11 protein-coding genes and 1 pseudogene are annotated in these 15,801 nt (G+C 72.4%); 4 read left to right on the forward strand and 8 right to left on the reverse strand.

All coding sequences use genetic code 11. The annotated features are described in order from the left end of the window. Window positions 1–149: 149 nt before the first annotated feature. Both ABZ725_RS25485 and ABZ725_RS25490 read right to left on the reverse strand, forming a co-directional pair. Entirely contained in the window at window positions 150–407 is a 258-nt protein-coding gene (locus ABZ725_RS25485) for a hypothetical protein (RefSeq protein ID WP_351907266.1), read from the reverse strand. Further along, a complete protein-coding gene (locus ABZ725_RS25490; RefSeq protein ID WP_358804884.1) occupies window positions 394–621 on the reverse strand; it encodes a DUF6400 family protein in 228 nt (75 codons plus the stop codon). Before ABZ725_RS25490 ends, ABZ725_RS25485 begins: the two co-directional genes overlap by 14 nt. Window positions 622–771: 150 nt before the next feature. Between ABZ725_RS25490 and ABZ725_RS25495 the strand changes: the two genes are divergently transcribed. The 3 genes from ABZ725_RS25495 (at window position 772) to ABZ725_RS25505 (ending at window position 4,277) form a co-directional block, all read left to right on the forward strand. After that, window positions 772–1,350 carry a hypothetical protein gene (locus ABZ725_RS25495; protein ID WP_358804885.1) on the forward strand — a complete coding sequence of 193 codons (579 nt, stop codon included), beginning with the start codon at window positions 772–774 and terminating at the stop codon, window positions 1,348–1,350. A 100-nt stretch (window positions 1,351–1,450) separates the two neighbouring features. Continuing rightward, window positions 1,451–3,364, forward strand: coding sequence for a cellulase family glycosylhydrolase (locus tag ABZ725_RS25500; protein WP_358804886.1), 1,914 nt, complete (start codon window positions 1,451–1,453; stop codon window positions 3,362–3,364). A gap of 127 nt (window positions 3,365–3,491) precedes the next feature. Beyond that, a complete protein-coding gene (locus ABZ725_RS25505) occupies window positions 3,492–4,277 on the forward strand; it encodes a polysaccharide deacetylase family protein (protein WP_358804887.1) in 786 nt (261 codons plus the stop codon). Window positions 4,278–4,360: 83 nt separating this feature from the next. Here ABZ725_RS25505 and ABZ725_RS25510 read toward each other — a convergent pair. Then, window positions 4,361–4,453, reverse strand: a pseudogene (locus ABZ725_RS25510) (maleylpyruvate isomerase); the annotation flags it as partial. 152 nt (window positions 4,454–4,605) lie between these two features. On the opposite strand from ABZ725_RS25510, the gene ABZ725_RS25515 reads away from it, so the two are divergent. Further along, complete coding sequence (locus tag ABZ725_RS25515) at window positions 4,606–5,778, forward strand: tetratricopeptide repeat protein (RefSeq protein WP_358804888.1); 1,173 nt, start codon at window positions 4,606–4,608, stop codon at window positions 5,776–5,778. A 22-nt stretch (window positions 5,779–5,800) separates the two neighbouring features. Here ABZ725_RS25515 and ABZ725_RS25520 read toward each other — a convergent pair whose 3' ends face one another. From ABZ725_RS25520 to ABZ725_RS25540, 5 genes are all read right to left on the reverse strand, one after another. Next, window positions 5,801–9,403, reverse strand: coding sequence for a CHAT domain-containing protein (locus ABZ725_RS25520; RefSeq protein WP_358804889.1), 3,603 nt, complete (start codon window positions 9,401–9,403; stop codon window positions 5,801–5,803). A 42-nt stretch (window positions 9,404–9,445) separates the two neighbouring features. Continuing rightward, the gene (locus ABZ725_RS25525; protein WP_358804890.1) at window positions 9,446–10,402 is read right to left on the reverse strand and encodes a hypothetical protein; all 957 of its coding nucleotides are present in this window, start codon (window positions 10,400–10,402) and stop codon (window positions 9,446–9,448) included. A 7-nt stretch (window positions 10,403–10,409) separates the two neighbouring features. Then, complete coding sequence (locus ABZ725_RS25530) at window positions 10,410–10,799, reverse strand: hypothetical protein (RefSeq protein ID WP_358804891.1); 390 nt, start codon at window positions 10,797–10,799, stop codon at window positions 10,410–10,412. A gap of 95 nt (window positions 10,800–10,894) precedes the next feature. Next, window positions 10,895–13,897, reverse strand: a complete 3,003-nt coding sequence (locus ABZ725_RS25535) for a glycosyl hydrolase (protein ID WP_358804973.1) — start codon at window positions 13,895–13,897, stop codon at window positions 10,895–10,897. Between the two features lie 214 nt (window positions 13,898–14,111). Further along, the gene (locus ABZ725_RS25540; RefSeq protein WP_358804974.1) at window positions 14,112–15,593 is read right to left on the reverse strand and encodes an MFS transporter; all 1,482 of its coding nucleotides are present in this window, start codon (window positions 15,591–15,593) and stop codon (window positions 14,112–14,114) included. Window positions 15,594–15,801 lie beyond the last annotated feature (208 nt).

Raw genomic sequence — 15,801 nt, forward strand, 5'->3', positions numbered from 1 at the left:
CTCCAGGCGGACGAGGGGCACGCCGGGACGCCCCGGCCGACTGCGATCCTCCGGTGCGCCGGGCGACTGCCGCCGCCGACAGACGGTGAGGTCATCCGAAAGCAGGCGTCGCTCCGCCGTCCGGCCTCACCGCCCTGACGATGTCCTGGTCAGCGTGGCCGCAGGCCGCTGATGACGCGCTCCCAGCGGGAGCGGGTGGCGCCGAACCGGGTCTCGTGCGTCCAGGTGTGGGTGCAGGAGGGGCACTGCAGATGCAGCAGGCTGCCGGTGTTGGAGAGCAGGTAGCGCCAGTGCGTGGAGCAGGTGCGGCCGTCGGCGCACGGGGCGCAGCCCTGCCGGTCGTCGCAGTTGGGGCAGGCGACCCAGGCGCGACGGCCGATGTCGGCCTGCGGATCAAGGGGCAGCATGGCCGTCGCCTCGCGGGGGGAGCACGCCGGCCGCGACCAGCTCGTCGTAGACGCGCTGCTGGCCGTCGTCGAGGCCGGAGTACAGCAGCGCGTACGCCTCCTGCTCGCCGCGCAGGGCCTCGCCGGGATCCCAGTCGGAGCCCAGGGCGTCCAGCACATGAGCCCGCCGCAGCATTTCGTGCGCGCTCAGATCGATGGCGAAGTCGGAGGACATGCGACCGAACGTAAGGAAGCCTTCCTCTCCCGGGCAAGAGCAGGTGGGAGAAGTCACAGCCCGGAGCACCTCGGCAGAATCTCAGTGCAACCTTCGGGTCAATCCGGTTGTCTCAGTAGATATCCGACACACACAGCTTCGGGGGAGATCATGGTACGAACCAGAATCGTCTGGGCGACCGCCGCCCTGCTGACCGCCACGCTGGCCGTGGCCGTGGCCGCGGCCCCGGCCGTGGCCGCGCCGACCACCGCGCCCCGGGCCGCCGTCGCCTGCCCGACCGGCTGGGGCAGCCTCGACAAGACGTACTTCGCGGGCACGTCGACGCCGGTGACGAACGTCAGGACCGGCCGCCACGACTGCTACGACCGGTTCGTCATCGACGTCCCCGGCACGAGCAGCGCCGAGCTCGGCTACTCGGTGGGCTACGTCGACCAGCTCTACCAGGACGGATCCGGCCGGCCCATCGCCGTCGGCGGCGGCGCTGTCATCGAGGTCCGGGTGAACGCGCCCGCCTACAACGTCGAGACCGGCGCCTCCACCTATCCCGGACGGGTCGCACAGCCCCTGCCGGGAGTGAACCTCACCGGGTACGCCACGTTCCGGGACACCCGTTACGCCGGCAGTTTCGAGGGCGTGACGCAGTTCGGGCTCGGCGTCCGCGCGCGGCTGCCCTTCCAGGTGCTGCGGCTGCCCGGCCATGTCGTGGTGGACGTGGCCCACACCTGGTGACACCTCCAGGCCGCGATGTCCGACCCGGGGACATCGCGGCCGAGTCCTCGTAGGCTGACGGTCGCCGCTCGCGTTCCCGCCACCCCCCGCAGAGGACCGGATGCCGACCATCAGATTCGTCAGACTTGTCAAGTACCTGACAGCACCTGCCGTGGTTCTCGCTCTCCTGAGCCCGGCGCCGACCGCCGGGGCGGCCGACGCGCCGGCCCAGGCCGCTCCCCCGGCCGCCGACGCCGGCGCCTGGCAGCCGCCCCTGTCCACCCGCGGCCGCTACATCGTCGACGCCCAGGGAAACCGGTTCCGTCTGAAGTCGGCCAACTGGGACGGCGCGCAGGGCTCGTGGACGGGAAGCGGCAGCACGGCCGACCCCGCCAACCACCACGCCGGCCAGAACTCCTACGGAATACCCCTCGGCCTGGACCGCGCCCCGTTGCGGCAGTTGCTCGCCGACTTCCACGCGCTCGGCATCAACAGCATCCGGCTGCCGTTCTCCAACGAGATGATCCACGCCACGGCCGCGGTACCGGACGCAGCCGTCACGGCCAACCCGCAACTGCGCGGCAGGACGCCCCTGCAGATCTACGACGCCGTCGTGGCCGCCCTCACCCAGGACGGTTTCGCGGTCGTCCTCAACAACCACACCAACACCTCCCGTTGGTGCTGTGGCGTCGACGGCAACGAACGCTGGAACAGCGGTCAGACCACCGGGCGGTGGGCCGACGACTGGGTCTTCATGGCCCGCCGCTACGCCGACGACCCCCGGGTGGTGGGCGCAGACCTCTACAACGAGGTGCGCCGTGACGTCCTGGACGACCCCAACTGGGGCCTGGGGGACGACCACGACTGGTACGCCGCGGCCCAACTCGCCGCGGACCGCATCCTCACCGAGGCCAACCCCGATCTCCTCATCGTCGTCGAGGGAATCAACTGGACCGGGCTGCCCGTGGACGGGCTGCCGCACGAACGCCCCACTCTCGCCCCCGTGCGCACGCTCTCGCACACCCTCGTGGACGCGCACAAGCTGGTCTACTCCGCCCACTTCTACGGCTACACCGGCCCCCGGCACAGCGGCGCCACCGGGATCGGCGAGACCCACGACCCCCGCTACCAGGACCTGACCCGCGACCAGCTGTACCAGGTCCTCACCGACCAGGCCTTCTTCGTCACGGCCGAAGGACAGCACTACACCGCGCCCGTGTGGATCAGCGAGTTCGGCGTCGGCGGCAATGAGACGGGCGCCGCGGCCCGCACCTGGTTCGGCAACCTCACCGACTACTTCGCCGACCACGACGCCGACTTCGCCTACTGGCCCCTGGTCGGCTGGGAGGGCCACGACGACTGGGCGCTGCTGCGCTACGACACGGCCGGGCGACGGTACGGCATCCTCGACCAGGGCGACTGGCGCGGCACGGCCTGGAGCCGTCTGACGACGTCCCCGTCGCTCACCGGGCCCGTCGCGCCGACGGCCGTCCGACGCATGCTCGCCACCGACCACGGCGACTCCGTGCAGTCGCTGCGGGTACGGGCCGGCGGGGACTGGGATCCGGGGGCGTCCAAGGCCGCCTGCCCCGACGGCCTGCGGTTGACCGGCCTCAGCCACACCGGCGGCCGCGGTCTGTGCAGCGACGAGACGGGCGGCGACCTGCGTGCCCCGGGCAACGCCCAGACCGTCGTCACCGACGAGCGTCACGTCCCGTCGGGCGGCGACTGGGCCGGCGGCTACACCAAACTCCAGTGCCCCGCCGGGCAGTTCCTCATCGGCTACAGCCGCCGCGGCGAGCGGGTGTCGGCGGCGCTGTGCGCCCCCGCCCGCACTCCGCTGGGCGGCGCCGGACGGACCGTCTGGTTCGACCGGTCCGACAACCGGCCGGCCGACGGCGGCGGGGACTTCGCCCAAGGCCGCTACAAGGGCCAGTGCGCCGCCGACGAGTACGCCGCCGGCATCGCCTTCACCACCCGCCTCGGCAGCACGCCCGGCCCCGCCGCCCTGTTGTGCACCCCGCTGCGGCCCTGAAGGAACTCGTTTTTCCCCCGAACCTGCGCGTAAGTGTCCGCAATCGGTAACAGGCGGATCCGGCACGGCACTTTCGTCGTCCTGACAGCTGCACGGGATCAACCACCAGGGCGAGGACAGGGCAGACATGGCGCGACATGGCGGGCGGGGATGGCACGGCCGAGTACTCGCGGCGGCGATCGGGGTGACGGCGATGGCGGCCGTCACCTCTGTCTGGACCGCGCAGGCCGGATCCGCCGGCGGGTCGCAGACGGGAGCGGGCGCCTCCGCGAGCCCGTCGGCGCCGGGCGCCGCCCGCGCCCTGGCGGCGGTGTCGGTGGAGATCGTCCACGCCTCGGACCAGGGCGCACGGGGCGTCAACATCACCATCGACGACGGTCCGGACCCGGGCTGGACACCGCAGGTCCTTCAGGTGCTGCGGGAGAACGGCGTGAAGGCGACGTTCTGCATGGTCGGCACCCAGGCCCAGGCCCACCCGGACCTGGTCAAGGCGGTGGTGGCGGACGGGCACCGGCTGTGCGACCACACGGTCTCGCACGACACCACCATGGACACCAAGCCCGAGTCCTACCAGTCGCAGCAGATCCTGGACGCCGAGCGCATGATCACCGAGGCCTCCGGCGGTGTCCGGCCGATGTACTACCGGGCGCCGGGCGGCGCCTTCACCCCCTACAGCCGCACCCTGGCCGCCTCTCGCGGGATGCGGCCGCTGGGCTGGAACGTCGACACCAAGGACTTCGAACGGCCCGGCGCCGACGCCATCGTGGCCACCGTGCAGAACGAGGTGTCCAACGGTCCGACCATCCTCTTCCACGACGCCGGCGGGGACCGCTCGCAGACCGTCACCGCCCTGCGCGAGGTCCTGCCGTGGCTGAAGGAGCAGGGGTATTCCTTCGGTTTCCCGGTGCGCTGAGGAACGACTCGCCGAGGAACGACTCCGCGTCGGCTGTCAGCCGAGCGCGAACGGGATCCTGGCGACGTACGCGCAGAGGGGGGGCCGACGGTCAGCACTTCGTCGCGGGTGCCGACGCGGGCGCGCGGGTCGGCGAGTTCGGCGGCGCGCCCGGCCGCGGAACCGACGTCGTCGAGAAGAGATCCACTTCGGCAGGGCAGCGCTGCGCCGGAGCGGCGGACAAACACATGAGCCCAGGACGCGTCGCGGACATCTCCTGGGCTCATGCGGGTCGTTGCGCGACCATGGGAGGACGAATCAGGAATCGCACCAGGGGGAGGGGCGGTCGATGAGCGGTGGATGGCGAAGGCGGGGGCGTCGGGGGAAGGCGGAGCAGCAGACCGAGCCCGCGGAGCCGGAGAGCCTCGGCACCGGGGAACTCGGCGAGGGCGTCTCGTACAGCATCACCAGGCGTGAGCGCGCCGGCGATGTGCCCCTCGTGAACATCGCGCTCACGATGACGCCGGAGGCGAAGGCACGGTGGACGCTGAGCGCCGCCTACCGGGACCTGGGCGAGACGCATCACGAAACCCTCACCGCGGCCTACGAGTTGGCCGAGGTGCTGTGGAGTCAGGGGTCCACGGACGAGGCGGTCGAACTGCTCCGGTATGTCGTCGCCGGCCGTCGGAGCGTGGTCGGCCACGGCCATCCCGACACCCTGGCGGCCACGTCGTTCCTGGCGCGGGCGCTGGAGCAGCTGGGCGAGTTCGCCGAGGCGGAGCAGCTCACCCGGACGGTGTGGGCGGAGTACGTCCGCGCGTCCGCCGCCGCTCACCCGGACGCCCTGACGAACCTCGCGCGGCTCGCCCGCCTCGTGTGCCGGCTGAACCGGCCCGTCGAGGCCGAGGAACTGGCCCGACAGGCGCTGGCGGGCCGTGAGCGGGTCCTCGGGCCGGGGCATCGGGACACCCTGGCGAGCCGCAACGACCTGGCGGGGGCGCTGCGTGCGCAGGGGCGGCCGGAGGAGGCCGAGCGGCTGTACGGGGAGGTCGCGGAGGACGCCGGGCGGTTGTACGGCGAGGACGACTCGATCTGTGTGCAGGCGCGGGCCAACCAGGCCGCCGTCCTCGCCCACCAGGGCCGGTGGGCGGAGGCGGAGCGGCAGTACCGGGCCGTGGTCGCACTCCGGTTGCGCAGCAACGGCGCGGGCCACGTCGAGACGCTGGGCGCGCAGTTCAACCTGGCTTCGGTCCTGCACGGCGCGGGCCGTGCGGGTGAGGCCGAGGCGCTGATGCGCACGGTGGTGGAGGGGTACTCCGAGGTCTTCGGCGCCGACCATCCCGAAACCGTCTCCAGCATGAGCAACCTGGCCGCGATGGTGCACCGCCGGGGCGACCGGGCGCAGGCGGAGGCGTTGTGCCGCCAGGTGGTCGCCGCGTACGAGCGCCGCTTCGGGCCGGGTGACCCGCGCACCGCCCGGGCCCGGGCGAACCTGCGGCTGGTCGTGGAGGGCGACGCCTGAACGCGGTGTGCGACGGTGCGGGTCACACGCCCACATGGATGTGCGAGGCCCACAGGGACGGGAACCAGGCGTACCGGGTGTGGAGTTCGGCCACCGTCGCGTGCAGCGCGAGCGCCACATGGTCGTCGTCCGGCTCGTCCTCCAGGTCACCTGTCGCGTCGCCCGTCGTCGCCTGTGCCGCGAGCGCCGTGTAGAAGGTCGTCGCCAGCTCCGGAGCCAGCTCGTCCCCGACCGGCCACAGGGTGCCCACCACGTGCCGGAAGCCCGCCAGTTGGAAGGCTCCGGTGATGTGGACGGCCTCGTCCACCAGCTCCTGCCGGGTGGACGACGTCGCACACGCCGAGAGGTATGCCAGATGTGCGCCGTCGAGACGGAGGCCCGCGATGTCGGTGACGGTGAGCGGGCGGGTCGCGTGGTCGTGGGTCAGAATGCGGCATGCCGAGGGGTCCTGTGTGTCGGCCACTGCGTGGCAGGCAAAGTGCACGGACCTCGCGTCCCGCAGGGCCTCCAGCACCCGGTCCCTGGTCGCCCTCTCGTTGACGAGGGCCACAGTTCCCCGACGTTGCCGACGGTTCGTCAGCTGCCAGCCCACGGCCCGGACTTCAGCGTCCGCGTTCGGCAGGTCCCCCGCCCCCGGGGTGTGCGACATGCCGACGACCAGTTGTTCGGAGCCGCCCCGGCGGGTCCCCGTACGCCGTGTCCTCGCATGGTGGAGCGCGGCGACGGTGGAGGTGTACGAGGACGCCACCCGCGCCAGCACGCACCGCTGGTCGTCCGGGGCGGCTCGGGGGCCGTGGTAGCCGGCCGCGTGGAGCGGCAGGAACGCCAACGCCCCTTGCGGGCACCACCACACGCGCGCGGGAGTGCCGTCCGGCCCGGACCACGGGGGAAGGTCGAGCCGTTCCAGGACCGGTCCGGTGATCGTGTCCCACAGCCACTCCAGTGTCTGCGCGACGGTCTCCTGGCGGGCCAGCCGTTCGTCCAGGCCCTCCGAGCGGTCGGCAGGTGCGCCGACGGCGGCGAGGAACCCGGCCACCCTGTCCCGGACCTCCTCGGCGGTGGTCTCCAGCCGCACCACGTCGAGTGCTCCGTCGGCCACGATCAGCGCGTCGCAGCGGATGCTGACGTTGATCACCACGACCGGTCCCGCCCCGGCCTGCCGGAGGATCTCCTGTGCGGCCGGTGGGCGCAGGAAGTCCGCCATTCCGGGCAGGGAGCGGATCTCAGCGAGGAGCGCGTCCCACTCGGCCTCGCGGGTCCACATCCGCTCGGCGAACTGTCGCTCCCGCGCCGCGGAGTACGTGTCGCCGCCGGACGGCGCCGGATCCTCCATGTCACGCAGCCGCACGAATCGATCGGCCAGCGCGGGCGCACGTTCCCGCAGCCGTGCCACGTCGGTCTCCCGGGACCGCAGCAGACGGCCGAGCAGCACACCGCGCCCGTGTTCCAGCACCTCCAGGGCCTGTTCGGGGTGTCCGGCCTCCAGCGCGTACGCGGCCGCCTCGGCCGCCAGCCCGTGCTCGCGGGCCAGGACGTACTGCTGGTCCGTGCGGTCCAGGTCGCGTGCGGCCAGCCGCGGCAGCAGCCGCACCGCCTCCGTCAGCCAGTGCCGGGCCGCCTCCCAGTCGTGCCGGGTGCCGCACACCTGCCCGAGCGTGCCCCGGGCACTCAGGCGCTCGCCGACCGGCGCGGTGCGTACCTCGACCGACGCCCGTGCCACGTCGAAGGCCTCCGCCAGGAGACGCTCGTCGCCCGTCGCCAGGAAGAGTTCGTGCAACGCCTCGGCGAGCGCGGTGCGCGGGGAGATCTGTGCCGGGTGATCGGCCGGGTAGCCGGCGACGAGGGTGCGCAGCACCTCGACGCACTCCGCCAGATCGGCGTCGTCTCCCCGGGCCTCGGCTCGGGACCGCAGGGCCTCGGCCAGTTCGAGGAGGGTGATCCGGCCGTTCCCGGAGTCGCCCGGCCACAGGGCCAGCACCTGGCGGAGCAGGCCCACCGCCTCGTCGAGGTCCGCGGTGCCGACACCCTCGGCGTCATGGCGCAGCCGCAGCAGAAGTGCGAGGCCGCCCAGCAGGAACCGCCGTTGGGACCCCCCGGGCGGACACGCGGCGACCGCCGCACGCTGCGTCTCGACGGCCTCGTGCAGGTGAGGTCGGTGGCCGGTGTGCTCATAGCGGGCGCGCTGGGCGCTGCTGAGGCTGGACAGCAGCACGGGGAAGTTCGACGAGTGCGGCGGCAGGACGGCCAGCGCCCGCTGCAGGTGGTCGACGCACCGGTCGAGGTCGCCGAGGTCGTGGCGGTCCACGAACCGCTGCAGCAGGTTCTGGCCCAGGGACCCGTGCAGGGCCGCGAGGTTGAGGCTGTCCGGGCAGGCGTGTCCGACGGCGTCCCGCTGGAGTTCGATGGCCTGGTCCAGGTCGGCCGCGTCGCCGGTGCGCTCGTGGCGGCGGGCGAGTTGGACGGCGAGTACCGAGGCGGCGGCTGTGGCGTTCTCCGCGGAACCCTCGTCCGCCCCGAACACGTCGAGAGCGGCGCGAAGTCGGGCGATCGCCGACTCGAGGTCGGCCGGATCGTCCGTGAGGCCGTACCGGCTCGCGTGGGCCCGGCCCAGTTCGAGCAGGGGAACCCCGCGGTTCAGGTCGTCGCGGGGAAGCGTGCGCACACTCTCCTGCAGGGCCCGCACGGCCCAGTCGACCCAGTGCACCTGACCCGAGAACTCACCGCGCTCCACCGACAGATCCGCTGCCCGAAGGGTCACCATGAGGCGGCTGAAGTCATCGAGGGAGGGTTCCGTCTCGAGGACGTGCCGCAGGAGCATGACCGCCTCGTCCAGTTCTGCGAGACCGCCGTCGAGCCGGAATCTGTCCACCAGGCACGCCGCGAGATTGAAGGCCGACTCCCACGGTTGTGCGCCGCCGTTCCCGAGCATCTCGTCGCGGGCGCTGCGCAGGATCTCCACCGCCTCGTCCAGCGCCGCCCGCTCCCGCGTCCGGTCGTACCAACTGCTCAGGAACGAGGCCAGGTTGACCTGTCGAGAGACCCGCTCCGGGCTTCCGGGCGGCGTTTCGGACAGCGCCCGCCGTTGTGCCGCGACGGCCTGGAGCAGGTGTTCCGGCTCCCGACCGATGTCGTACAGCTCCCCCAGAACCTCGGCCAGACCGCCGAGTTCGGTGGCGCGCTCGCCGGGCATCGCGGGCGGGAGCGCCACGCAGCGGGTCAACAGCCCTGCGGCTTCGTCGAGTTGTCCGCGTTCCCCGGTCCGGTGGTGCAACTGTCGTAGCACGCGGCCGAGTTCGTAGAGGTAGACGCCTCGGTACGAGTGACCCTCGGGGGCCAGGTCGAGGGCGCGCCGAAGGTGGTGTTCGGCTCGCTGCAGGGTCGGCAGATCGCCGGTGTGCTCGTACAGTTCGACTTCGACGTGGGCGAGGTTCCTCAGGTGCACATGCCGGTCGGGGCTGCCGTCGGAGGTGGCGTCGACGGCTTGACCGTGCAGGTCCCGGGCCCGCCACAGGGCGGAGACGTCCCCCGTGTGGTGGTAGCGCTCCAGCTCCCCCAGGCCTTGACGGTGCAGTTCGCCGACCGACGCCCTGGCGGGCCGCCCGCGGCGGGGAACCTCACTGCTCATACCGACACCATAGGTTCGCCGGGCCGTCGGGGGCAGGGTGCGTCAACTCCCGGGCAAGGGCGTCGAGTCGAGCGGGTCGGGCGGGTGGAAGTACCGATCCGGCGGCGGCAGGCCCTGACGCCAGTGCCGGCACAGCTCCTCCGCGAGTGCCCGTTCCTCCTGGAGGGTGTCGGGCAACGGCAGGTGCAGGGCCGTCAGAAGGTCGAAGCGGTGCAGTTCGAACCCCGCGCGGACGGCGTCGCCGTAGGTGAGCGCCGCCTGTACGGCTCCGTGATACGCGAGTGCGGCCACCGCGGCGGGAACCAGGGCGAGCAGCAGCCACCAGCCCGAGCGGAGCAGCAGCGCCGCGCCGACGAGCGCGGTCACCGCATGGGTGACGCACAGTCGTGCCGCTCCGTCGAGGGAGTCACGGCAGTCGTCGACGACGGCACGCGCACGGTCCGAGAGCACCGGGTACAGCCGCGGCCAGGCGACCGCGGCGTCCCAGCCGTGGTCCCGCCCGGCCGTGTCGCGCAGGGCCGCCAGGACGTTGCCCAGGGCCGTCGGCCGCACGAGGTGGTCCGGGAGCGGGTACCGCCGTCGCAAGGCGGCGGCCGCGGTGCCCGCCCGCTGCACCAGTTCGGGGGACGGCTCCCCCGCCGACCCGGTCAGCTCGGCGCGTGCCGCCAGCCGTGCCTTGCGTCGACGCTGCAACGCCCTGCCCACACCGGCGCCGAGCGCATCGGGCCGACCGCCCTCCAACAGCCGCATGACGGCCAGCTGGAAGGGCTGGAAGACGACGGCGATCACGGTGGTGCCGACGAGGATCCACACCGCCTCCCCGGCACCCACTTCGGTGGCGGTGCGCCACGCGCGCCGCAGGGACACGTCCTTCCCGGGCGCCCCGGCCCAGACCAGGAGAAGGACGAACACCGTCGCCGTGTACGTCGGCAGATAGGCCACCGAGAAGAACCTCACGGAGCCGTCGAGCGGCTTGGGGACGGCGGGCCCGAGGCTCACGCGGGGCTCACCTGAGTTCCATCGGTCCGTGTTCGCCGGCCTGGCAGACCGGACGGTACCGGTCGTCGTAGAAGGCCGCGTAGGCGTAACTCCCGCACATCGCACAGCGGAACGCGATCACACTGAACCGGGTCGACTCCCCGGGAGCCGCGGCGCGCACCTCGTCGCCGGAGCCGCGGGTCGGCTGCATCCCCAGGACGGTGCGCAGGTAGGTGCTCGACGTGACCCCGATCTGCACATCGCCCACGACGATCAGGATCCGGTCCAGGCGCTCCTCCAGGACCAGCAACCGCCCCAAGGCCTCGGCGGCGTCGTTCAGAGCGGTCCCGGCGGGCAGCAACACCCGTTCGGAGCCCTCGACTTCGGCCCTGGGATCCACCAACATCGCGTAACTCATACGGCGTTGTCGCCCTCCGCATCTGCCACGGCTGCCGCGGCCGACCCACCTTAACGCGGCAGGTCCGGAGGTCCGTCGCCGTACCGCCCGCCTCCTCACCGGACGGCGGCCTGCCCGTACGGGATCAGTCGCACGGGGCCCACCAGGCCGTGGTCCTGCCGGGCGACGGCTCCGAAGACCGCCGGCTGGGCGACCCGGAGCCGGTTGACGAGCGGGGTCGCCACCTCGACCTCGATCACGTTGTGGCCGCGCCGCAGCAGCGGGCCGACGTCGACGACCGGGTGGAGCCGGTCGACGGGCGGCGCGCCGACGCCGTTCACGGTGACGCGGACGGTGTCGGAGACCTGGCCGAGTTCCAGGCGCGCCCCGTGCGCGGAGGTCCAGTCGGACGGCAGGTCGATCGTCGTCCGGTAGCGCCCGATGCCCGCGGAGTCGGCCAGTTCCGGGATCCGCGACCAGGGCGTCAGGGTGTCGAGGGTGAGGCTGCGGTGGACGCGTTCGGTTCGGGTCGCCGAGGATCCGGGGTACCAGTCCTCGACGTCCAGCTGCCACCGGCCGGGGGTGATCGGAGCGGGCACGGACGGGATGGTCGTGGTGACGGTACGGCCCGTGGACAGGCGTGTCGTGTAGGTGCCCGCGCTGTCCAAACGGACCGTCAGTTCCCTTCCCTCGAAGAGGACTTCGGGTGCGTCCGTGGCGAGGGCGTGCGGCCGTGCCCCGTTCCGGTCGCCGAAGAGTCCCGGGCGTCCCAGGGCGACGATCGTCGCCTGGCCGGGCTGGAGGGCGACCCGTACGGTGACGTCGCCGCCGTTCTCGGTGTACCGGGCGATCCGGGTGACCTCGCCCGTCCACGGGTCCAGCCGGTACGGGATCGTCGCCCCGTACCGGGTGCGGCGGGTGTGGCGCAGGGTCACCTCGTGGTCGATCGCGGCCACGGGCGGTTTGACCGTCTCGGCGTGCTTGCCGTTGCAGAGGTAGTAGTAGTCGGCGTCCCCGGTGACGCGGTGTGCGTTCAGGAGCGTGGACGCGGTGGCGTGGCGTACGTCGGGGGTGACTCCGAGCCGGGCGAGGGCGTCGCCCACGGCGGCCTTGTCCATGACGTGGACGACGTTGGGCAGGGCGAGGAGACGGGCGAGGAGTCCGCGCAGCCGGTCGGTCTCGCCGTCGTCGGGGATCCCCGGGGTCAGGGCCTGGTCGAAGGCGCCCAGCAGCACGATCGGCAGCCCCGCCTCGGCGAGCCTCAGCAGACGGCGGGCGTCGGCCTCCGCAAGGGTCGGGGTGGAGCCGTAGAAGAAGTCGCCCTCGACGAAGAGGGCCTGGTAGGCGGGTCCGTCCGGGGCGAGTCTGCCTGCCGACACGGTGGCGCTCGGCAGGTCGAGCAGCGGTCCGCTGAGGAACTGGTGGGTCCAGCCGAGCGGAACGCCGGTCGCGGTGAACCAGGAGGCTCCGATGCCGGTCGCCGCGTAGCCGGTCTGCCGGAAGACGGCGACGTCCGCACGGGCGGTGCCGGACTGGAGCACCCCGTGCACCCGGCCGAGGTAGGCGGCGAGATCCGCGATGTGGTGCCAGGTCGGCTGTCGGGGGCCCCACGACTCGCCGTAGCCGGGACCGCCGTTGTACGGGCTGAAGGCGGCGAAGCCGGGCCAGCTCGCGCCGGGGACGGTGGCGTAGGAGAAGCCGTGCACGACGGTCTGGTTGACGCCCGCCGCGTAGGCCCCGCCCATGGTGCGCAGGAAGCGGTCCCAGGTGGTGCTGTACGCGGAGCCGTTGTACGCGCCCGCCTCGCAGGACAGCACCGTGTGGCCGGCCATGTCCCGGCCGCCGGCAAGGCAGCGGAAGTCGTCGAGGTTCTTGAAGCCGAGGGACTCGCCCTCGGGGCAGTCGAGGATCGCCGCCGACGCGATCGCGTCGGTCTGCAGGCCGTAGGGCTGGGCGCGCAGGGTCATGCCGAGGGAGTGGGCCCAGTCCCGCAGGGCGCGGACGTGGTGACGGTTGAACAGGTCCGAGAACGTCTCCCAGAAGTCGTGCCGGATCTGCCGGGTCAGCTGTGCCTCGAAGGCGAACACCTGGTTGCCGTCGCTCAGGATCAGGGCCGGCAGATACGGCAGCAGGGGTCTGCCGGTGTGCTCCTCGAAGGCGCCCGGCAGCGAGGACGTCCAGGTCAGGCCGTCCGTCTCCAGTTCCACGGAGTCCTCGAAGAAGGCGCCGCCGGCCGCCTTCAGCAGGCTCCGCAGGACGGGCGTCAGCAGTTCCCGCTCCCAGAAGCCGGTGACGGCGGCGGTGCCGGCCGGGGCGAGATGGTCGACGACGTAGGCGGCGGGCGTGGAGTGCGGGCCGGACTCGGGCTGCTGACCGCAGCCGCGCGTCCAGTAGGAGATCAGCGTCCACTCCCCCGCCTCGGGCGCCGTCCAGGTCAGGATGCCGTCCTCGTCGACGGTGGGGGTCAGGTCGCGGACGCTGGAGAGGTCGAGCCCGGTTTCCTTGCGTGTGGAGTGCGCGGGGTCGACGCGGGCGGCCTGCACGGCGAGGAGCCGCTGCCGGGTGACGCCGGCGGCGGGCGCGTGCACGGGCGGCGGCACCGGCCCCCGATAGGTGGCTCCGCCGCTCAACGAGGCCCGGCCGTGGACGAGTTCCTTCGCGGCGGCCTCGTCGTCCGGGGTGAGGCCGGGGACCGCGACGGGCCAGCTCGGGCCGAGGGTGAGATCGAGGGTGAGGCCCCGTCTCGCGGCGCGGCGCAGGGCGGCCTCGACGCCGTCGCGCCAGGGTCTGCTGCCCCAGCCGTGGTGCGCGGGGTCCAGGACCGACTTGTCCTTGACGCTGTGGTGGACGGCGGCTATCTCGGCGCCGCCGAATCCCGCGTCTGCGATTCTGTCGACCTCGCGGGCGATCTCGTCGGGGTTCACCAGACCGTCCGGCCACCACCAGCGGAACTTGGGGCGCACCCGGCGGGCGGGGTCGGCGAACCGGTCGGCGGTCGTGCCACCCGCGTCGGCGACGGGCTGCGCGGCCGCCGCGGTCGTCCCGGACGCCAGGGCCCCGACGGTCCCGGCCGCGATGCCCGCCGTCGCCCCGGCGGCGAGGACCGCCCGGCGCGACATGCCGTTTCCGTGGGCGAAGGACTCCCGCGCGGACGGTTCCCGTTCGAACGGTCGCCGCGCGGACGGTTCCTGCGCGAACGGTTGCTGCATGAGCGCCCCCTCAGGTGGTCCTGCATGATCTGCAGGTGGTCCTGCATGATTGAATCGTTTCAATCATGTGCGAACGCGGGAACGCTAAGCCCCGGCTCCGACCGGGGTCAAGATCTACGACGTGTCAGCCGGCGCCCGGGACCGTGCCGCCCTTGAGGCGTTCCAGGTCCGAGGGGCGGACCTGGATCACCACGACCGCGATCAGCGCGGCCAGGACCGTGAAGATCGCCGCCATGACGAAGGCGGCCGAGACGCCGGCGGTGAGGACCTCGTCCGCCCAGGGGTCGGGAAGCTGCCCGGTGCGTCGGAACTGCAGCCGTTCGGCCGGGGTCGCCTGGGCCAGGAAGTCGGGGATCTGGTTCTCCGCCTCGTTGCGGCTGGCCGTGCCGTACATCGTGACCAGGATGGACAGGCCGAGCGAACCGCCCACCTGCTGGGTGGCGTTGAGGAGTCCGGAGGCCGCGCCGGTCTCCCGTGGGGACACGTTGGAGAGCGCCATCAGTGTGAGGGACACGAACTCCATGCCCATGCCGAGGCTGAAGACGAGCATCGGTCCGAGGACACTGCCCGCGTAGGTGGAGTGGATGTCGGTCAGGGTCAGCCAGGACAGGCCGCCCGCCGCGAGGAGGGCGCCCACCACCATGAAGGGCTTGGGGCCGTACGTGGGCAGGAACTTCGAGGCCAGCCCGGCGCCGATCGCGATGACCGCGCTGACCGGCAGGAAGGCGAGGCCGGCCGCGAGCGGGCTGAAGTCGAGCACGTTCTGCACGAAGAGCGTGAGGAAGAAGAACATGCCGAAGATCGCGGCGGCGAGGCACAGCATGATGCCGTACGTGCCGGCCCGGTTGCGGTCGGCGAACATGTGCAACGGGGTGATCGGCTGCCGCGAACGCCGCTCGACCAGGATGAACACCGCCAGGATGACGACGGCGGCGGCGAACGAGGCCAGCGTGAGGGCGTCCCGCCAGCCTTCCTGCGCGGCTCTGATGAACCCGTACACCAACAGCACCATGCCCGCGGTGGAGGTGAGTGCGCCGGTGATGTCGAAGTGGCCGGGGTGACGTTCGGATTCCTTGATGAAGCGGGGTGTGGCGAGGGCGATGAGCAGTCCGATGGGAACGTTGACGAAGAGCACCCACCGCCAGTTCAGCCACTCGACGAGGATGCCTCCCGCGAGGAGTCCGATGGCGCCGCCGCCCGCCGAGACCGCGGCGAAGACCCCGAAGGCCCGGTTGCGCTCGGGGCCTTCCTGGAACGTCGTACTGACCAGGGAGAGCGCGGTCGGGGAGGCGATGGCGCCGCCGACGCCCTGCAGGGCGCGTGCGGCGAGGAGTTGGGCCTCGTTCTGGGCGAGTCCGCCGAGCAGGGAGGCGAGCACGAAGAGCAGCACTCCGAAGATGAACACCCGCCGTCTGCCCAGGATGTCGCCGACCCGGCCGCCGAGGAGCAGCAGGCCGCCGAAGGTGAGCGTGTAGGCGTTGACCACCCACGCCAGGCTGGTGGTGGAGAAGTCCAGGGAGCGCTGGATGTCCGGCAGCGCGATGTTCACGATGGTGATGTCCAGGACCACCATCAGCTGGCACGACGCGATGACGAGCAGCGCCATCAGGTTCCCGCCACCGTCCTGTCGGGCGGAGGCCTGGGTCGCTGAAGTCGGCTGCGGAAGGCTGCTCATAGCGTGTCGCCCGCTCGGGGGCGGGCCCTTGGAGAGGTCAGCGGACGGCTGTGTCCACTGTCGGGTCCACCGTTTGACGGTACGCCCGCGGCCGGGCCGTCACCACTCGATCATCCGCGGGGCTCGGTCGTCCGCGGCC

Origin of the sequence: Streptomyces sp. NPDC006872 (assembly GCF_040635845.1) — a bacterium.
GTDB lineage: Bacteria > Actinomycetota > Actinomycetes > Streptomycetales > Streptomycetaceae > Streptomyces.